The organism is Sinorhizobium fredii USDA 205, assembly GCF_001461695.1.
GTDB classification, from domain to species: domain Bacteria; phylum Pseudomonadota; class Alphaproteobacteria; order Rhizobiales; family Rhizobiaceae; genus Sinorhizobium; species Sinorhizobium fredii.
Window position 1 is genome coordinate 1 of sequence record NZ_AUTC01000024.1, and the last position, 19,324, is coordinate 19,324.

General features: G+C 62.4%; 13 protein-coding genes. 7 read left to right on the plus strand and 6 right to left on the minus strand.

Annotated features, from left to right (window positions below; all coding sequences use genetic code 11):
* The first annotated feature begins 445 nt into the window (after positions 1–445).
* Positions 446–745 (plus strand): helix-turn-helix domain-containing protein, encoded by a 300-nt coding sequence (locus N181_RS03285; RefSeq protein WP_037400824.1) that lies wholly within the window; start codon positions 446–448, stop codon positions 743–745.
* 240 nt (positions 746–985) lie between these two features.
* Here N181_RS03285 and N181_RS03290 read toward each other — a convergent pair whose 3' ends face one another.
* The 3 genes from N181_RS03290 to N181_RS03300 form a co-directional block, all read right to left on the minus strand.
* Positions 986–1,423 (minus strand): DUF779 domain-containing protein, encoded by a 438-nt coding sequence (locus N181_RS03290; protein ID WP_050984157.1) that lies wholly within the window; start codon positions 1,421–1,423, stop codon positions 986–988.
* A 94-nt stretch (positions 1,424–1,517) separates the two neighbouring features.
* Positions 1,518–3,026, minus strand: coding sequence for an aldehyde dehydrogenase (gene adh, locus N181_RS03295; RefSeq protein WP_014329122.1), 1,509 nt, complete (start codon positions 3,024–3,026; stop codon positions 1,518–1,520).
* A gap of 319 nt (positions 3,027–3,345) precedes the next feature.
* Positions 3,346–4,302, minus strand: coding sequence for a helix-turn-helix domain-containing protein (locus tag N181_RS03300; RefSeq protein ID WP_060563238.1), 957 nt, complete (start codon positions 4,300–4,302; stop codon positions 3,346–3,348).
* 273 nt (positions 4,303–4,575) lie between these two features.
* On the opposite strand from N181_RS03300, the gene N181_RS03305 reads away from it, so the two are divergent.
* The 5 genes from N181_RS03305 to pth all read left to right on the plus strand — a co-directional run bounded on the left by N181_RS03305 (position 4,576) and on the right by pth (position 10,838).
* Positions 4,576–5,757: a benzoate/H(+) symporter BenE family transporter gene (locus N181_RS03305; protein ID WP_014329124.1), complete on the plus strand. Its 1,182-nt coding sequence runs from the start codon at positions 4,576–4,578 to the stop codon at positions 5,755–5,757.
* Between the two features lie 155 nt (positions 5,758–5,912).
* Complete coding sequence (locus tag N181_RS03310; protein ID WP_014329125.1) at positions 5,913–6,524, plus strand: 50S ribosomal protein L25/general stress protein Ctc; 612 nt, start codon at positions 5,913–5,915, stop codon at positions 6,522–6,524.
* Positions 6,525–6,777: 253 nt separating this feature from the next.
* A complete protein-coding gene (locus tag N181_RS03315; RefSeq protein ID WP_037400820.1) occupies positions 6,778–9,144 on the plus strand; it encodes an EAL domain-containing protein in 2,367 nt (788 codons plus the stop codon).
* Positions 9,145–9,168: 24 nt separating this feature from the next.
* Positions 9,169–9,903: a substrate-binding periplasmic protein gene (locus N181_RS03320; RefSeq protein WP_037400818.1), complete on the plus strand. Its 735-nt coding sequence runs from the start codon at positions 9,169–9,171 to the stop codon at positions 9,901–9,903.
* A gap of 215 nt (positions 9,904–10,118) precedes the next feature.
* Positions 10,119–10,838 carry an aminoacyl-tRNA hydrolase gene (gene pth / locus N181_RS03325; RefSeq protein ID WP_037437113.1) on the plus strand — a complete coding sequence of 240 codons (720 nt, stop codon included), beginning with the start codon at positions 10,119–10,121 and terminating at the stop codon, positions 10,836–10,838.
* Positions 10,839–11,021: 183 nt separating this feature from the next.
* Here the strand turns inward: pth and N181_RS03330 are convergent, their stop codons facing one another.
* The 3 genes from N181_RS03330 to N181_RS03340 all read right to left on the minus strand — a co-directional run bounded on the left by N181_RS03330 (position 11,022) and on the right by N181_RS03340 (position 17,645).
* Entirely contained in the window at positions 11,022–11,234 is a 213-nt protein-coding gene (locus N181_RS03330; protein WP_037400814.1) for a hypothetical protein, read from the minus strand.
* A gap of 79 nt (positions 11,235–11,313) precedes the next feature.
* A complete protein-coding gene (locus tag N181_RS03335; protein WP_060563239.1) occupies positions 11,314–14,343 on the minus strand; it encodes a beta strand repeat-containing protein in 3,030 nt (1,009 codons plus the stop codon).
* A gap of 263 nt (positions 14,344–14,606) precedes the next feature.
* A complete protein-coding gene (locus N181_RS03340) occupies positions 14,607–17,645 on the minus strand; it encodes a beta strand repeat-containing protein (protein WP_037400800.1) in 3,039 nt (1,012 codons plus the stop codon).
* Between the two features lie 549 nt (positions 17,646–18,194).
* On the opposite strand from N181_RS03340, the gene N181_RS03345 reads away from it, so the two are divergent.
* Positions 18,195–19,301, plus strand: a complete 1,107-nt coding sequence (locus N181_RS03345; protein ID WP_014329131.1) for a LysR family transcriptional regulator — start codon at positions 18,195–18,197, stop codon at positions 19,299–19,301.
* Positions 19,302–19,324 lie beyond the last annotated feature (23 nt).

Sequence of the window (19,324 nt, forward strand, 5' to 3'; positions counted from 1 at the left end):
CGCGCAAAAGGGAACCGCGTGGCTCGTCTTCGAGCGAACCGGAGAGGTCTGGTGATGGCGCACAGTGAGCCGGAGATGGGCGAGCAGTGACGCTTGTGTTCCCGAAAGACGCGGATATTTCGGCAGGAAAGATATCCGTCCTGACCCATCGGAACTGCCCTTCTCGGCTTGTCAGCCGGTCAGACGATGGGCTGGACCGGTCGGGATGATAGGCAGCACAAACTGACGATGTTGGCAGTTACCAAGCATCGGGCGGAAGCGAAGCCTTCCGTTCCTCCGAGCCATGAAGCCTTCTTGCAAAGCAGAGAACGATCATCGCTGATGTGCGGACCCTTTCAGCGGCTCGAGCGCGGCCGGCATTGGTGCTTTGCTTTGCTGGCCGAATGGCCACGGTTGATCGCTCCCATGGTAGGCGGTCCGATTTGCAGAAAAGGACAAATAGACCATGATTACTGGGTCCCAATGTCGTGCGGCACGTGCACTTACCGACCTCTCGCGCGAGCGCCTCGCAATATCTGCCGATGTTGGCGTGGAAACCATCCTTCGTTTTGAACGTAAGCTCGACAAACCGAATGATGATGAAGTGTTTGCCTTGCAATCAGCTCTGGAAAGAGGCGGCGCCGTCTTCATTCCTGACAATGGCGGGGGCATCGGCGTGCGCCTGAAATTCTCAAAATCTGAAGCCAAACGTATCGACATACTTGAGAATGAAGGCGGTATAATTGCACCTGACCGCGTGCCTTAAGGCGCTAGCCTGTCAGTGGTGGTGCGTCCGAGCCTGCAAAAATCGGTTAAGCGACCGCTCTCTCGCTATGCATCATAGGTTTCCCGAACTCACCGCTTGGCAGAATCTTTGATCTTTGCGGTCGGCCCAAGGATCTTCGCAGATCCGAAATGAATCAGGCCACGCTGAACGGCAGCTTTGTCCCGCATCGCGTCCCTTCGTGCTGGTCGCTGCGGGCGACCGCTTGCCACCCAATGCAGACTATGTCTCGCGGCGAGGCAAAGCCCGAGGCGGCACAGCACAAGCCTCGCCGCCGCCGAAGAGGCGCGAGCGCGTGAGAAAACGCTTCTCGCGCCCATTGTCGAGCGAGAACATGCCGCCCCTCCCCGGCACGACGTCGATGATCAATTGGGTGTGCTTCCAGACCTCGTATTGGCTGGCGCTGATATAGACCGGCACGCCGTCGATCTCGCCAAGCTTCACGTCGTTGTCGCCGACGATGTAGTCGTCGGCCGGGTAGCACATGGGCGACGAGCCATCGCAGCAGCCGCCCGATTGGTGGAACAGGATATCCGGATGATCGCGCCGGATTTCGCGGATGAGATCGATCGCCGCGTCGGTCGCAAGCACGCGCGGCTCGCCATGTGTTTCCGTCACCGTTTGCTCCTTCCTGGACGCCGACGGCTCCCGATGGAACATCGGGAGCCTGCCGGGAGGATCGCCGGCACAGGCGGGATGAGGAAGTGTGAGCGGTCTGCCGCCCGCAATCCCGCCTGATTTCTGACGCCGGCGATCAGAAGAAGCCGAGCGCTTTCGGGCTGTAGCTCACCAGCATATTCTTCGTCTGCTGGTAATGGTCGAGCATCATCTTGTGCGTCTCGCGGCCGATGCCCGATTGCTTGTAGCCGCCGAAGGCGGCATGCGCCGGATAGGCATGGTAGCAATTGGTCCAGACGCGGCCGGCCTGGATCTCGCGGCCGAACCGGTAGCAGCGATTGGCATCGCGGCTCCACACGCCGGCACCGAGGCCGTAGAGCGTGTCATTGGCGATCTCGAGCGCCTCGTCCTCCGTCTTGAAGGTGGTCACCGACACGACCGGGCCGAAGATCTCCTCCTGGAAGATGCGCATCTTGTTATGCCCGCGGAAGACCGTCGGCTTGACGTAGTAGCCACCCGAGAGGTCGCCCTCGAGCACGTTGCGCCCGCCGCCGGTCAGGACCTCGGCGCCTTCCTGCTTGCCGATGTCGATATAGGAGAGGATCTTCTCCAACTGTTCGCCCGACGCCTGTGCGCCGATCATTGTTGTTGTGTCGAGCGGATTGCCCTGCCGGATCGCCTCCACCCGCTTCACCGCCCGCTCCATGAAGCGGTCATAGATGCTTTCCTGCACCAGCGCCCGGCTCGGGCAGGTGCAGACCTCACCCTGGTTGAGCGCAAACATGGCGAAGCCTTCCAGCGCCTTGTCGAAATAGTCGTCGTCCTCATTGAGCACGTCGGCGAAGAAGATGTTCGGCGACTTGCCGCCGAGCTCGAGTGTGACGGGAATGAGGTTCTGGCTGGCATATTGCATGATCAGCCGCCCCGTCGTCGTCTCCCCGGTAAAGGCGATCTTGGCGATGCGCGGGCTGGTCGCCAGCGGCTTGCCCGCTTCGAGCCCGAAGCCGTTGACGATGTTCAGCACGCCCGGCGGCAACAGGTCGGCGATCAATTCGGCGAGTATGAGGATCGATGCCGGCGTCTGCTCGGCCGGCTTCAGGACGACGCAGTTGCCGGCGGCAAGTGCCGGCGCCACCTTCCAGGCGGCCATCAGGATCGGGAAATTCCACGGAATGATCTGGCCGACGACACCAAGCGGCTCGTGGAAATGATAGGCGACGGTATCGTGGTCGATCTCGCCGATCGTGCCTTCCTGCGCACGGATGCAGGCGGCAAAGTAGCGGAAATGATCGATTGCCAGCGGTATATCGGCGGCCATGGTCTCGCGGACCGGCTTGCCGTTGTCCCAAGTCTCGGCGCGTGCCAGAAGCTCGAGATTGTCCTCCATCCGCGCCGCGATCTTCATCAGGATGTTGGAGCGCTCGGTGGTCGAGGTCCGGCCCCACTTCTCCTTGGCGGCATGGGCGGCATCGAGCGCGAGCTCGATATCGGCGGCATCCGAACGGGCAATTTGGCAGAGCGACCCGCCGGTGACAGGCGTGGTATTGTCGAAATAGCGGCCGGCGACCGGCTCGCGCCACTCACCGCCGATGAAATTTCCGTACTTGTGCTTGAACGGGTTATCGAGAATCTTCTGATGCAGCATCGCTTCCTCCCTTGGAAAAACAGCACTCCAATTTGCTGTGGAAGGTAGAGTGAGGCCGAGCGCGGATTTTCGGTAGTGCACCGCAGCAGCCTGCGATGTCATCTGTTTCAGAATTGAGACAGGTTATTGTCCATCGTTGTGCTGCATCGCAGCAATCGGCGGGACTGCCCTCATCCCGCTGCCGCAACCTTCTCCCGGGCCCGGGGAGAAGGGGTGATGCCGCGCCGGTGCCAGTCCCCTGTCCCCGTCAAAACGGGAGAGGGTTAGTCCTCGGGTTAAACCCGAGGAGAGGGCCATTTTTTAGGATAAGATCGGCAACTCAATTCGACGAAAGCCGCTTCATCTTGCGGTAGAGCGTTGCACGGCTGATGCCGAGCAGGTCGGCGGCCATCGACACATTGCCGTTGGTGCGCGACAGCATCCGGCGCAACGCCGCGCGTTCCGCATCCGGCAATTCGGCACCCTCCCTGGGAACACCCTCCTGAAGCAGGTCGGAAGCGGGAACGCCGGCTGCAATGCGCTTGTCGTCGAGCCCGAGCCACTGCCGGGCCGCGCGCGTTGCGCCGAGCACAAGGTCGTCGCGATCGACGGCGAGCAGCGCCGGACCTTGGCGATCGGCCGGCACCAGCACGATCCGCGCCTCGGCAAAGGCCCGGCGGAACAGGTTTGCCTCGATACGGGCGGCCGCATCGCGCACCGCTTGCGAAAGGATCGCGAGCGTCGCCTCGTTGGCGTCGTCGCGGCAGGTGGAAATGTCGAGCGCCGCGGCAATGCGCCCGGCTTCGTCGCGGATCGGCGCTGTCACGCAGCTCAAGCCGATATTACGGCTCAAGAAATGCTGGTCGCGATGGATGACGACGGGGCGCTCGTCGGCAATCGCCGTGCCGATGCCGTTGGTTCCGACGCTCGCCTCGCTCCACACGGTCCCCGACCAAAGCCCGACGCCGCGAAAATCCGCATCGTCCCCGTCTGCCCCGCGGCGCTCGAGCGCAATGCCTTTGTCGTCGGTCAGCAACAGGCAGCATCCGGACTTGACGATGACGGCGAACAACCGGTCGAGTTCGCCGACGGCTTCCGCAATCAGCACCTCGGAGCGTCCGCGCGCCTGCCGAAACTCGCCATCCGTGAGGCGCCATGGCAAGCGCGCCTCCTCAGGGGCCAGACCGTGCAGGGTCATGCAGCGCCGCCACGAGGCGGCGACCGGCGAACTGACGGCGGCCGACGACTGTTGCGCCGTTCTGTAGACGTGTTCCGTATGGTCCCTGATTGCAGGCATTCGCTCCCTCCCTGAAAGCGTCCTCCGGCGGCAAATCGCCTGCACCGATCTCCCGGTTCGGTACAGCCGTATCGGCGGCCACTATGGCTGAGACCGCGCGGCGGGTCTACCCAGACGAAGGTCGGGCGAGCGCAGCCCTTCGTCCGCATGCCGGCCGGCAGTATCGACCGGGCCGCCGATGTGCTACGCCGTCGGCCAGTTCCCGTGACTCGCCCGCAACACCCGCCCGCAACACCCGCCCGCAACACCCGCCCGCAACACCGGTCGTCCGCCATGCTTCGAGATTTCTCAGCGCAAAGCCTCTTCATGGGCGTCCTGATCGCCTTTGTCGGCTTCGCCAGTTCCTTCGCCGTCATTCTGCATGGCCTCGCCGGCGTCGGCGCCACGGAAAGCCAGGCAGCCTCGGGACTGATGGCCCTGTCTCTTTCCATGGGTGTCTGCGCGATCGTCATCAGCACCGTCACGCGGCTTCCCGTCAGCATCGCCTGGTCGACTCCCGGTGCGGCGCTGCTGGCAACGACAGGAGCCGTCCAGGGAGGCTTCAACGCCGCTGTCGGGGCCTTCCTCGTTTGCGCCCTGCTGATCGTCGTCGCCGGCCTCTGGAAGCCGCTCGGCCGGGTGGTGTCCTCCATTCCGCCGGCCCTGGCAAACGCGATGCTCGCCGGTGTGCTGTTGAGCCTCTGCTTCGCGCCGGTGAAGGCGATCGCTTTCAATCCCCTCTTCGGTCTGCCGATCATCCTCGCCTGGGCGATCGTCGGCAGCGTCAACAGGCTCTATGCGGTTCCCGCCGCGCTTCTCGCCTTCGTTCTTGTGATCGCCTTCGGCGTCGAGATGCCGGACGGCGCCTTCGCGAAGCTCTCGTCCGCTCTCGTCCCCAAGGCTGAATTCGTTCCGCCGGTTTTCAATGCCGCGGCGATGATCAGCATCGCCCTGCCGCTCTTCATCGTAACCATGGCGTCACAGAACATTCCCGGCATCGCGGTGTTGAAGGTCAACGATTATCACCCGAATCCCGGCCCGCTCTTCGCGACGACGGGGCTCTTTTCGTTGTTCAGCGCACCGTTCGGCGGCCACGCCGTCAACCTGGCGGCGATCACCGCGGCCATGTGCGCCGGTCCCGATTCCCATCCGGACCGCAAACGCCGTTACTGGTCGGCGATCAACGCCGGCATTGCCTATATCATATTCGGCCTGCTCGCCGGCGCCGTCACCACCTTCGTCAGCCTGGCGCCGCCGGTGCTGATCGAGGCCGTCGCAGGCCTGGCGCTCATCGGCGCCTTTTCGAGTTCCGCCGTGGCCGCCTTCACCGAAGCGCGGACCCGCGAAGCCGCCGCCATCACGTTCCTCGTCACCGCATCGGGCGTCAGTTTTGCCGGCGTCTCCGGCGCCTTCTGGGGCCTCGTCGCCGGCGGCCTCATGCTGGCGCTTACGCGTTTTTCCCGGCGCAAAAGCTGACAGGCGCGGCGCTTCTTGCATTTCGGCCGGTTCTCCGCTATGGACCCGGCGTCCGCGCAGACACCCTTGGAGGCAACGCGGATGAAGCTGCGTGCGGCTTCAGGTTTTTCCGCCCGTTGCGGACGAACTCTCCAAATAACCAGAAAGGTCTATCCATGAGCCAGACTTACGAGCTCAAGGCCGAGACGCGCGAACGGGTTGGTAAGGGGTCCTCCCGCGAACTTCGCCGCAACGGTCTTATCCCGGCTGTCATCTACGGTGACAAGCAGGCCCCGCTTTCCATCACGCTCTCCACCAAGGAAGTGACGATGAAGATCCACGCCGGCGGTTTCATGACCACCGTCGCGACGATCGACGTCAATGGCGAGAAGATCCGCGTCCTGCCGAAGGACTACCAGCTGGATCCGGTTCGTGATTTCACCATGCATGTCGACTTCCTGCGCGTCTCGAAGGGCAGCCAGGTGTCGGTCCAGGTTCCGGTTCACTTCGAAAACGAAGAGAAGTCTCCGGGCCTCAAGCAGGGCGGCACGCTGAACATCGTTCGCCATGAAGTCGAACTGAACGTTTCCGCCGACAACATTCCGGAGTTCCTGAGCGTCGATCTCAGCGGCCTCAAGATCGGCGACACCGTTCACATTTCGGACGTCAAGCTTCCGGCAGGCGCGACCCCGGTCATCGCCGATCGCGACTTCACGGTCGCCACGATCGCCGGCCGCGCGCAGGAAGTCGAAGCAGCCGAAGAGGCCGAGGGCGAAGCGGAAGCTTGATCCTCGATCACCGTCAGCGGCTGACGCCCTTCCGGTCGCAGCATTCGAGAGACCCGTCCCATAGCCAGGGGCGGGTTTTTTCGTTGCGCACCGCACGCAAACCGCGAAGCACCGTCGCGCCTCATGAAATCTCGGCGTGCAATTTCAGCAACATTTAAGGTTTTGATGATGTGCTGCGCGCGGGGGACAAAGCGTGGCAGTGCAAGAGAATCCGAATGTTGAGAATGGTGACGTGCGCCGCCGGGAGCATCCGATGATGCACTCGGTGGAAAGCCGGTTTATTGCGATTGTCTGCAGCGCAATGCTTGTATTCGTTGCGCCTTTGTTGGCGTTGTTCCTCGCCATATCCAGCGAGCGCGTCGCGCGGGAGCGACTGCAGAACGTCGAGCTGTTGATGGAAGCAAGCGGCGAAGCGCTTGGCAAGCCGCTCTGGGACTTCGATCAGGACGGCATCGAGCGGATTGCTCTTTCGCTGATGAACGCCAGCGACGTTCGCGCCGTCACGATCCGCGATACTGCGGGAAACATCCTTGCCGAACTGCCCCCGGGAAGCCTTGACGCTGTGGACGGCAAGTCCTTGGAAACCGCGATTTCCTATGACAGCGTCAAAGGACCCGTACCCGTCGGCGGATTGACGGTCGTGGTTCCCACGTCCGGCCTCCTGCTACGCTTCAGCAAGGACGAGTGGGCGATCCTCGGCATCCTCCTGTTTGCCGTCGCAACGGTCTTCGCGGCGGCGCTGATCGGCAACCGCTTCATCGTGATCCGGCCGCTAATGCGGCTCACCGCTGCAGTCGAAGCGACGCGGCGCCTCGGATCGCGCCATCGGGTCGACTGGAACTCGGACGACGAGATGGGCGCCTTGGCCGGTAACTTCAACGCGATGCAGGACCGGCTCGAGCGCGAGGAAAAGGAGTTGAAGAGCGCGCATGATCGCGCGACGGAGACGTATAATCTGACGCCTGCCATGCTCTTCTCCCTCGACGCCGCAGGTCGGCTGAGCGCGGTCAGCGACTATTGGCTGCTGGCGACCGGCTATCTCCGCGACGAAGTGATCAGGCGAAGCTTCACCGATTTCATCGATCCTTCATGGCACGAAGCCTACCACCAGCGCTCAAAAGCGGCAGCGGCGGATGGTCACGACATCAGCGATTTGACCCTGCCCTTCCGCAAGGCGGATGGCGAGTTCATGACCGTACTCATCCTGGAGACTGAAACGAGCGGCGGAGGGATCTCGCTCTCGGTGATGACCGACGTCACGGCCTTGAAACAGGCCGAAAGCCGCAACCACACCCAGGCGATCACCGATCACCTGACCGGGCTCCTCAATCGGCAAGGGTTCGAGAACGCACTCGACGAGGCAATTCTAAGCGCCGACCAATGCGGCATGCAGCTCGCCTGCCTGTTCATCGATCTCGACCGCTTCAAGTGGATCAACGACAATTTCGGCCACGCCGCCGGCGATGCGGTGTTGCGCCAGACGGTGGAGCGCATACAGGCGGCGCTTCGACCTGAAGATGTGATCGCGCGGCTCGGCGGCGACGAATTCGCCATTCTCATTGCCGCAGCGGACGTCGCTGCCCTGGCGAGCGAGATCGGCGAGAGCATCTGCGCGGCGCTGCACGAACCGATGCCGATTACCGGAAACGAGCTCTTCGTCAGCGCCAGCGTCGGCGTTTCGGTCTACCCGACCCACGCCTCCGGCGCCTCCGATCTGCTGCTCAAGGCAGACATGGCCATGTATGCCCGCAAACGCGACGGCAAGAATGGCCTGCAGGTCTTCGATGCCGGCATGCTCGACGCGGCGCGCGAGCGCCACGAGATCGAGCAATGCATAGAGGCCGGCCTGAAGGAAGACTGGTTCGAGGCCTGGCTGCAGCCGATCGTCAGCCTCGACGACGGGCAGATTGTCGGGTTCGAAGCGCTGATGCGCCTCAATCATCCGGACAAGGGCCTGATGCCGCCGGGCAAGATCATCGGCATTGCCGAGGAGACCGGCACGATCGGCCGCATCGGCGACCGCGTCCTGGAAAAGGCGATCCGGCATCTTGCTGCCATCTCCGCGCTGGACGGAACCCAGAGCACCTATCTCGCCGTCAACTTCTCGCCATTGCAGTTCGAATTGACCCTGCCCCACAAGCTCGCAGCACTCCTTCTCAAGCATCATATTTCGCCGCAGCGCATCGTCGTCGAGATCACCGAAGCGGTGCTGATGCTCGACAATCCGGAAGTCCACGCAGTCCTGAAACAGCTGAACGAGTTCGGCTGCCGCATCGCGCTCGACGATTTCGGCACCGGCTATTCGTCGCTCAGCTACCTCAACCGCTTCCCGGTGGATATCGTCAAGGTCGATCAGTCCTTCACGCGCTCCCTGAGCTCCGGCGCCGCCGATGTCCGGCGCAAGAGCCGCATGCTGATCAAGGGCATTCGGACGATCTCCCACCAGATGGGCTGCACGGTCGTCGCGGAAGGCATCGAGACGGATGAGCAGTGGCAACTCCTGCGCAAGCTCGGTGTGGATTATGGCCAGGGCTATCTCTTCAGCCGGCCGATGCCGATCGACGGTATGCTGACCATGCTGGAGAACGAATCCGAAGCGAAGGCCAGCACTCCTGCCTAGGAGTGGGCCAGAAGGAGATAAGGCGTGAAGCAACTGATCCTGGCATTCTTCCTCGGTCTCTCCGCCGCCGCTCACGCCGAGACCATCCATTTCGTCACCGAAGAGTACCCGCCCTACAATTTCTCGACCGACAAGGGAGCGAGCGGCGCCTCGGTCGACCAAATCGCCCTGATCATGAAGGCCGTCAAGCTGCCGTACGAGATCGAGGTCCTGCCCTGGGCGCGCGCCTTTGCGCTTGCAGAAAGCAAACCCTTCCATTGCGTTTTCACGACCGGCCACGATGCCGAGCGGGACAAGAAGTTCAAGTGGATCGAGCCGCTTCTCGTCGATCACATGATCATGGTGCGCCACAAGGATTCCGCCATCGAGCTTGATTCTCTCGATGAGGCCAGACAGTTCATCGTCGGGACGCAGCGCGAGGACTTTTCCGCCAACTATCTGAAGGAGCATGGCTTTCAGAGGATCGATTATGCCTCCAGCCTCGACTCGACGCTCAAGAAGCTCATCGCCGGCCGCGTCGACCTGATGATGACCTCGGAAAAGACCTTCGAGACGATGCAGGCCGACGGAAAGCCTGTCGAAGCGGCGCTGGTGCTTGAAGGCAAGCAATACGGCATCGCCTGCCACATCGACATGCCCGATGATATCGTCACCCGCATGCAGGTCGAACTCAACCGCCTGATCGCCGCGGGAAGCCAGGATCGGATCTACGAGCAGTATGGCCTTCGTCCCGACGGAATAAGGCAGGCGGCGAAATAGAGATTGACTTGCTCGGATGACGGTGTTTGGGGTTGAGTTGCGGGATACGGGTGAATGCCCCTCTCCTCGGGTTAAACCCGAGGACTAGCCCTCTCCCCGCGAGCGGGAGAAGGTGCCGGCAGGCGGATGAGGGGCGGACGTAGAAGAAAGCGCGTCCACGCCTTCTGAATTCAGTGCCCGTTTCCGCGAAGCAGGAAGCATCAGGAGTCGGCCGCATGCTGATCATCGCCGGACTTGGCAATCCAGGGTCCAAATACACCGGTAACCGCCACAATATCGGCTTCATGGCGGTCGATGCCATCCAGCGGCGCCAGGGTTTCTCCTCCTGGTCGAAGAAGTTCAAGGCGGAAATCGCCGAGGGCGAGATCGCCGGCGAACGCGTGCTGCTCATGAAGCCGCAGACCTTCATGAACCTTTCCGGCGAGGCGGTCGGCGAAGCAATGCGCTTCTACAAGCTCGCACCGAAGGACATCACCGTCATCTATGACGAGCTGGACCTTGCCGCCGGCAAGGCGCGGATCAAGATCGGCGGCGGTCATGGTGGCCACAACGGCATCAAGTCGATCGACGCGCATTGCGGCAAGGAGTACCGCCGCCTGCGCCTCGGGATCGGTCATCCGGGCGTCAAGGATCTGGTTCATGCGCATGTGCTCGGCGATTTCGCCAAAGCCGATCAGGCCTGGGTTTCGGCCCTTCTCGACACCATCGCGGATAATGCCGGCATGCTCGTCAAAGGCGAGGACTCACAACTCATGAACAAGATCGCCCTTGCCACGGGCGGTAAGCCCGACGCGGAAGAGCCGCAGGCGCCGAAGAAGCAGGTCGGCCAATCCCATATCCATAAGGCCCGCAACGCCGCCCAGCCGAAAAAGCTGCCGGCAACCGGTCCGATGGCCGACATGCTGAAGAAGATGTTCGGCTCGAAAGGGGATTAGCCCTCCGATCTGGTACCGCTCGCGGAAAACTGCTCGCGCTCCGAAAGAGGCTTCGTTTCACGAGGGGATTCCCGCGGTATTTGCCGAACGCGCATCACCGTGAAGATGCGCAAGCCGGAAACGAGCAGGAGCCAGAGATCAGAACGGTGCATCCGTTTTCCTCCGGAAAAGTCGAGAGTGTCATCACCCCGCCAGGCCGCGATAGGACGTGGGGACCGCCGCAGTTTCATGGCATCGGGCCAGCCGATCGAGCCAGAGAGCGAGATCCTCCGGGATCTCCGTATGGCCGCTCTCCATGGCTTCCACCCATGAGAGCTGGCATTGAAGCGCGGATGTCAGCTCGATCGTCGTCCATCTCAAACTGACAAGGCATTCAGCAAAGCGTTCGGGCGTCATCGGTGCAGATCTTCGCAATGATGAATGATCCCCACTGCTGCGGTGCCCGCCGAGCAGGCCCGGCGGGGCACCGACGATTTCACACAAACAGGAAGTCGCTGATCGCCAGCGTCGATACGTGCGTGCTGCCATTCGCCAGCGTCACGATCAGCTCGGCGTCATAGTTGTTGCCGGTGCCGTCGCGGTCGTACCAGAGGCGGCCATTGTCCGTTTCGAAGAGGAATTGCGGCCCGGTTCCCGATGCGGTCGGGTTGGCGCCGATGATGAAACCGGGATTGCCGCTTGCCGCGATGCCGAAGTCCGAGCGGTCGACGACCAGCTTGTCCTGGCCGCGCGTGAAGTCGACGATCTGGTCGCCCGTGCCGAAGCCGTCGCTGTGGAATACGAACTGGTTCGTGCCGGTGCCGCCCTGCAGCAGATCCCCGGCTGCACCGCCTTCGAGCACGTCGTCCCCGGCACCGCCGAAAAGGAAGTCGTCGGCGCCGCCACCGAAGAATTTCTCGTTGGCGGACGTGCCGCGAATGTCGTCGTCCCGGTCCGAACCATAGACGACCTCGACGCCGGTCACCGTCAACCCCTTGGCCATGCCGCCGTTGTTGGCGCTGTTGGCAAGGTCGAGCTTCACCGACATGGTGGAGCTGAGACTGAACTTCAGTGTGTCCGTACCGGCGCCGCCGTCGAAGCTGTCGGTGCCAATCTCATTGGTGCGGATCAGCGTGTCGTTGCCAGCATCGCCATAGAGCTTGTCGTTTCCGGCGCCATCCTCGAGGAGGTCGTCGCCCGCGCCGCCTCTCAGCGTATCGTTGCCGCTATTGCCCTTGAGCACGTCGTTGAGAGCGCCGGCGGTGACGCTGTCGTTGCCGCTGGTGCCGTAGAATTCCAGGCTTTCGGCGCCCGCAAATTTGGTTGTCGCGTTAACCGTCACGGTGCCGTTCGAGAAGGCAAAGCTTACGCCGGTCGCCTGGTTGGCGAGATCGACATAGACGCGGTCGGTTCCCGTGCCTGCATCGGCATAGTCGCCCTGGTTGATGCGCAGGCTGTCATTGCCGGCACCACCGTAGAGCCTGTCGGCCTGTGTGTCGAACCGCGTGCCATGGGTCGCCTGAAGCGTGTCGTTTCCGTCACCGCCTTCGAGCCGGTCGGCTCCTACCCCGCCATAAAGCCTGTCATTGCCTGCAAGGCCCTTGAGCGTGTCATTGCCGGCGCCGCCATGGAAGAGATCGTTGAGCGCGCCGCCCGTCAGGCTGTCGGTGCCCGATCCGGTCCAGATCTGCACGGCTTCGATATTCCTGAGGGTCACATCGCCATTGGTGAGGACCGCATTTGGCGACAGCACGAAGCTCATGTTGGCGGTACCCATGGAGCGGTTGACCGAAGCCGTATCCGTTCCCGTGCCTCCGTCGACGGTGAATTTGCCGGCGGTGAGTCCGTCTACGGAGTTGATCTTCACCAAGTCATTGCCGGTTCCCAGCAGGACCGAATTGGCAGCGGTGCCCGAGCCGATCTCGATGTCCACTAGGTCGTTGCCGGTGCCCGCATCGACCGTGTTGGCGCCGCCCTCGTCATAAATCGTGTCGTTGCCGTCTCCACCTGTGAGCGTATCATTGCCCGCTCCCCCGTCGAGCCAATCGCTGCCCTTTCCGCCCGTCAGCCTGTCATTGCCGTTGGCGCCATAGAACTTGACGGAAAGCGCCGCGCCTGCGGTCAGTGTATCGCTCCCGGAACCTGCATAGATGGAATAATGCTCAGCGTCGGAGACGGTCGTGCCGTCGTTGATTGTGCCGGTCACGCCGGTGATCGAAAAGGTGAGCGCCGTGGCCGCATCGCGCCGCTCGATGGTGACCGTATCCGTACCGGCACCAGCCCTGATCGTGTCCTTGCCGCCGTTGCCGGCCACAATTCTATCATTGCCGTCGCCACTGTTGACGATGTCGACGCCAACTCCGGCATCGATATAGTCGTTGCCCTTCCCGCTGCTGAGAATATCGTTCCCGTCAAAGGCGTACATCGTGTCGTTGCCGTCACCCGTAGTCCAGTTTTCAACGGTTGAAGTGCCGAAACCGCTGGTAAGCGAATATGCCTCCATGTTGATGAAGGTCGTGCCATCCGACAGTGTATTGGAGAGATTGGACGCCTTGGCGGTGAAGGTGCCACTCAGTTTCCGGACTTCGAGAGTATCAATGCCCGCGCCGCCGTTGATGGTGTCCTCGCCGTTGCCGATCGTAACGCCGACATAGTCGTTGCCGTCTCCGCCAGTGACGGAGTCGGTCCCGGCGCCGCCATAGAGAATGTCGTCGCCGCTACCCCCGTCGAGAGTGTCGCTCCCGCCCTGGGGCGACCCGTAGTCGCCCGACAGCACATCGTCGCCGTCGCCGCCCGAAAGCGCGTCATCCCCATTGCCGCCGGTGAGATTGTCATTGCCCGCCTCGCCGTAGAGCTCGTCGTTGCCGTCGCCGCCATCGCCGCTGTCGTTGCCGTAGCCGCCCCTGATCGTGTCCGCGCCGGCATCGCCACTTAGAACGTCGATGCCGTTGCCGCCGTTGAGCGTGTCGTCCCCCGTCCCGCCGTTGAGCGAATCTCGACCGATGCCGCCGCTGAGCGTGTCGTTTCCATCGCCGCCGCTGAGGACGTCATTCCAACGGCCACCGGTGATCGTGTCGCCGAAACTCGTACCGACAATCGTAAATTGCTCGACGTTGGTGACCTTGATCCCACCGAGCAGTGTCGATTGCGCAATCGGGTCCGGGGCGACGAAGGTGAGCGCGGTCGTATGATCCCATAAGGACAGCCACAACGAATCGAACCCCAATCCGCCATCAACCACGTCCCCGTCAAGTTCAGTCCGCGAAGCTATCACTAGGTCGTCGCCCGTGCCGGCATCGATCGTATCGGCTCCGATCCCCCCCTGAATGGTGTCGGCGCCGGAGCCGCCGCTGATTGAGTCGTTGCCATTGTCCCCGTTGAGCCCGTCACCTTGAAACCCGCCGGACAGCACATCATTATCGGAGTACCCAAATATCCGATCGGAGCTGAAACCGCCTGACAGGGTATCGGTCGTATCGGTGCCGAAGATGACATCCTGCTGGTCGGTTCCTGGATTCGTTGCCATCATGTCTCTCCCTTCACGGGGTTCAAAATTTAGTGCCGCCTCGCCTTGCGCGGTGGCATGGCTGAGATCGTCTTGCCGAACGACAGGCGGGCCTTGTCTGATTCAAGTGGATGAAGGACCCGCGACGCTCATTCATCGCGGGCTCATTCGATGCGGGTCGGCCATCTGGCCCGACCCGACGATTGATGCGGTGACCTCTCCGGCGGCCGCCGAGGCATGGTCCGCAAGCGCCTCGACAGCCGCCGGCCCCGCCCCAGCGGAAGCTAGACGAACAGGAAGTCGCTGAGCGCCAGCGTCGATACGTGCGTGCTGCTGTTTGCCAGCGTCACGATCAGTTCGGCGTCATAATTGTTGCCGGTGCCGTCGCGGTCGTACCAGAGGCGGCCATTGTCCGTTTCGAAGAGGAATTGCGGCCCCGTTCCCGATGCGGTCGGGTTGGCGCCGACCACCAACCCGGGATTGCCGCTTGCGGCAATGCCGAAATCCGAGCGGTCGACGACCAGCTTGTCCTGGCCACGCGTGAAGTCAACGATCTGGTCGCCCGTTCCGATGCCGTCGCTGTGGAACACGAACTGGTCCTTGCCGGTGCCGCCCTGCAGCAGATCCCCGGCCGCACCGCCTTCGAGGACGTCGTCTCCGGCCCCGCCGAAGAGGAAGTCGTCCGCGCCGCCGCCGAAGAATTTCTCGTTGGCGGACGTGCCGCGAATGTCGTCGTCCTGTGCCGAACCGTAGACGACCTCGACCCCGGTGACCGTCAACCCCTTGGCCATGCCGCCATTGTTGGCGTTGTTGGCAAGGTCGAGCTTCACCGACATGGACGAGCCGAAGCCGAACCTCAGTGTGTCCGTGCCGGCGCCGCCGTCGAAACTGTCGGTGCCGGTCTCATTGGTGCGGATCAGCGTGTCGTTGCCGGCGTCGCCATAGAGCTTGTCGTTGCCGGCACCATCCTCGAGGCGGTCGTCGCCCGCGCCGCCTCGCAGCGTATCGTTGCCGCCATTGCCCTTGAGCACGTCGTTGAGAGCGCCGGCGGTGACGCTGTCGTTGCCGCTGGTGCCGTAGAATTCCAGGCTTTCGGCGCCGGCAAATTTGGTTGTCGAGTTGACCGTCACGGTGCCGTTCGAGAAGGCAAAGCTCACGCCGGTCGTCTGATTGGCGAGATCGACATAGACGCGGTCGGTGCCCGTGCCCGCATCGGCATAGTCGCCCTGGTTGATCCGCAGGCTGTCATTGCCGGCACCTCCGTAGAGCTTGTCGGCCTGGGTGTCGAACTGCGTGCTGTAGGTCGCCTGAAGCGTATCGTTGCCGTCACCGCCTTCGAGCCGGTCGGCCCCCACCCCGCCATAGAGCCTGTCATTGCCGGCAAGACCCTTGAGCGTGTCATTGCCGGCGCCGCCATGGAAGAGATCGCTGAGCGCGCCGCCCGTCAGGCTGTCGGTGCCCGATCCGGTCCAGATCTGCACGGCTTCGATGTTCTTGAGTGTCACGTCGCCATTGGTCAGGACCGCATTTGGCGACAGCACGAAGCTCATGTTGGCGGTGCCCATGGAGCGGTTGACCGAAGCCGTATCCGTTCCGGTGCCTCCGTCGACGGTGAATTTGCCCGCGGTGAGCCCGCGAAACGAGTTGATGGTCACCGTGTCATTGCCGGTTCCCAGCAGGATGGAATTGGCAGCGGTGCCTGACGCGATCTCGAGTTCCACCAAGTCGTTGCCGGTCCCCGCATCGATCGTGTTGGCACCGCCGTCGTCAATAATCGTGTCGTTGCCGTCGCCACCACTGAGCGTATCGTTGCCCGCTCCCCCGTCCAGGAGATCGCTGCCTTTTCCGCCGCTGAGCCTGTCGTTGCCGTTGGCGCCGTAGAACTTGACGGAGAGCGCCGTGCCTGCGGTGAGTGTATCGTTGCCGGAACCCGCCCGGATCGCATAGTGCTCGGCGTCGGTGACAGTTGTGCCGTCGTTGAGCGTGCCGGTCACGCCGGTGATCGAAAAGGTAAGCGCCGTGGTCGCATCGCGCCGAACGATCGTCACTGTGTCCGTGCCGGCACCGGCCCTGATCGTGTCCTTGCCGCCGTTGCCGACCTCAATCGTGTCATTGCCGTCGCCACTGTTGACGATGTCGACGCCATTCCCGGCATCGATCGAGTCGTTGCCCTTGCCGCTGCTGAGGGTATCGTTCCCGTCGTGGGCGCGCATCGTGTCGTTGCCGTCACCCGTAGTCCAGTTGTCAACGGTTGAACTGCCCATGCCGCTGTCGAGCGAATAGGCCTCCATGTTGATGAAGGTCGTGCCATCCGACAGGGTGTTGGAGAGATTGGACGCCTTGGCGGTGAAGGTGCCGCTAATGTTCATGACTTCGAGAATATCGGTGCCCGTGCCGCCGTTGATGGTGTCCCGGCCGTGGCCGATGGTAACGCCGACACGGTCGTTGCCGTCTCCCCCAGTGACGGTGTCGAGACCTAAGCCGCCGTTGAGATAGTCGTTGCCGCTCCCCCCGTCGAGAGTGTCGTTTCCGCTCTGGGTCAGGTTGAAGGCGACATCGCCGTAGAGCGTATCGTCGCCGTCGCCGCCCGAAAGCGCGTCAGCCCCGTTGCCGCCGGTGAGATTGTCGTTGCCGGCCTCGCCGAAGAGCTTGTCGTTGCCGTCGCCGCCATCGGCGACGTCTATGCCGTAGCCGCCCCTGATCGTGTCCGCGCCAGCTTCGCCACTCAGAAAATCGAACCCGTTGCCGCCATTGAGCGTATCGTCGCCGTCGGCGCCGTCGAGCATATCGCGACCGATGCCGCCGTTCAGCGTGTCGTTTCCACCGCCGCCGTTGAGGAAGTCGTTCCAACGGCCGCCGGTGATCGTGTCAGCGAAATTCGTGCCGACAATCATAAACTGCTCGACGTTGGTGACCTTGATTCCGCCGGCAAGGGTCGATTGCGCAATCGGATCCGGCGCGACGAAGGTCAGCGCGGTCGCGTCATCCATGAACATCAGCGATAACGTATCGAATCCCAATCCGCCATCAACCACATCCCCGTCGCTTTCACCGGGCTCGAAATCCATGATCATGTCGTCGCCGGTACCGGCATTGATCGAATCGGCTCCGGCTCCCCCTTGAATGTTGTCGGAGCCGGAACCGCCGCTGATTGCGTCGTTTCCGTCGTCACCGTGGAGCACGTCATTCTGGAAACCGCCGGACAGCACATCATTATCGGAGAGCCCGAATATCTGATCCGAGCTGAAGCCGCCGGAAAGGGTATCGGCCGTATTCGTACCTAGAATGAAATCCTGCTGGTCGGTGCCCGGATTCGTTGCCATTGCCTCATTCCCTCCTTGATGGACGCACGATCGCCTTGCCCGCCCGTCACAGCCGGGCGGCTCCAGGATCGCTGCAATTGGTGGACGGCGCGGGCCGACGCGAGACGGCCCGTCCATTCCGGCCTATGCCCTCGGCAACAGCCTTGGATACAACCGGAAACAACTCCGGCAGGTCAGACCTGCTTGTTCCTTGCTCGGACTCGTGTTGGACCCATCGTTTAAGAAGCGATCGGGCCTTTGTGAAATTCAATATTCACATGTGCCGCATCCACGCCGTGAATGGAGCTCTGCGGCGGGCTGGGCCGCTCGCTCCGTCTTCGACCTGTTCCCTCGGGCACGGCGCAGCGCGGCGACGATGCGATAGATGCGGGTTGAAGTCGAGTTTTGTCGTCGGGCTGCCGAGAATGCAATTTGCACTTGCGTGCACGACCTCGCTCTGGATACGAATTCACTCTCTGTCCCGTCCATGGCGACGAAAACCGATCGGCCAGAGATGCGTTCCCTGGGGCTGCTCCGGGGAGGGGAAATCGCTGCAGCGTGGGGATACCGATGAATTTGAATGCATTCGATCTCAATCTCCTGCGGGTTTTCGATGCGCTCATCCGTGAGCGCAGCGTGACCCGCGCCGGCGACCAGATCGGTCTTAGTCAGCCGGCGGTGAGCGCGGCGCTCAGAAGGCTGCGCGACCTCCTTGATGACCAGCTCTTCATCCGCCGTGGCAACGACATGATTCCGACGCCCCGCGCGGTGGAGCTCGGCTCGCCTGTCCGCGATGCGCTAGGGAAGATCGAGCTTGCCTTGCACAAGCGAAAGCACTTCGATCCGGGGACGATTCAGCGCCGGTTTACGCTCCTTGGTTCGGACGTGTTCTCGGTGATGATGATGTCGGCTCTCTCCCGTTGCTGCGCTGAGGAAGCCCCGGCTATTTCGCTTCAACTCGTTGACAACGCTTGGGGAAATGCCGAGAGGCTGCTCCAGGAAGACGCGGTCGACATCGCCCTGGAAACCGAACTCGATGTCCCCGAATGGGTCTCCAGCATGCATCTCCTGTCTGCGCCCTATGTCGTCGTGGCTTCAGCCAAGCATCCTGGTATTGCTGCGGCAGGCATTGCCCCGCGCGAGGTGATCCCCCTTGATCTGTTTTGCCAACTTCATCATGTGGTGAGATCATCCAGCGGCGCGCTGAACTGTGTGGTGGATCCAGCGCTCGCCAAGGTTGGACGCAAGCGCCATGTGGCGCTAATCCTGCCGCATACGCTAGGTGTTGCCATTGCGACCGCCCATTCTCTGCATCTCGCCACTGTTCCGCGCCAATTTGCGGAACTGATGGCCACGCATCTGGGCCTGAAAATCTACAACGCGCCCGTGCCGCTCCCGACAACGAATATCAGCGTATTCTGGCACGCCCGCCATAATGGCGATCCCGCTCACCAGTGGCTGCGCCAGAAAATCGTGCGGGTCCGGGAAGAATTCGAGGCGAAGATGCGCGCCCGCATGGACCCGGAGCTATCGATAGGATGCCCATTCGATACGAGCGAGCCGACGAAAGCCACCCCGGTAGACCACGATGGCATAGCAGGCCGCCTCGCTCCCGGCACCGGTCCTGCGGCGCCGCCCGTTTTATCAGACGCTCAAAAGATCGCTGTAGAACTTTGAATTGCTACCGTAATCTCGCCCAA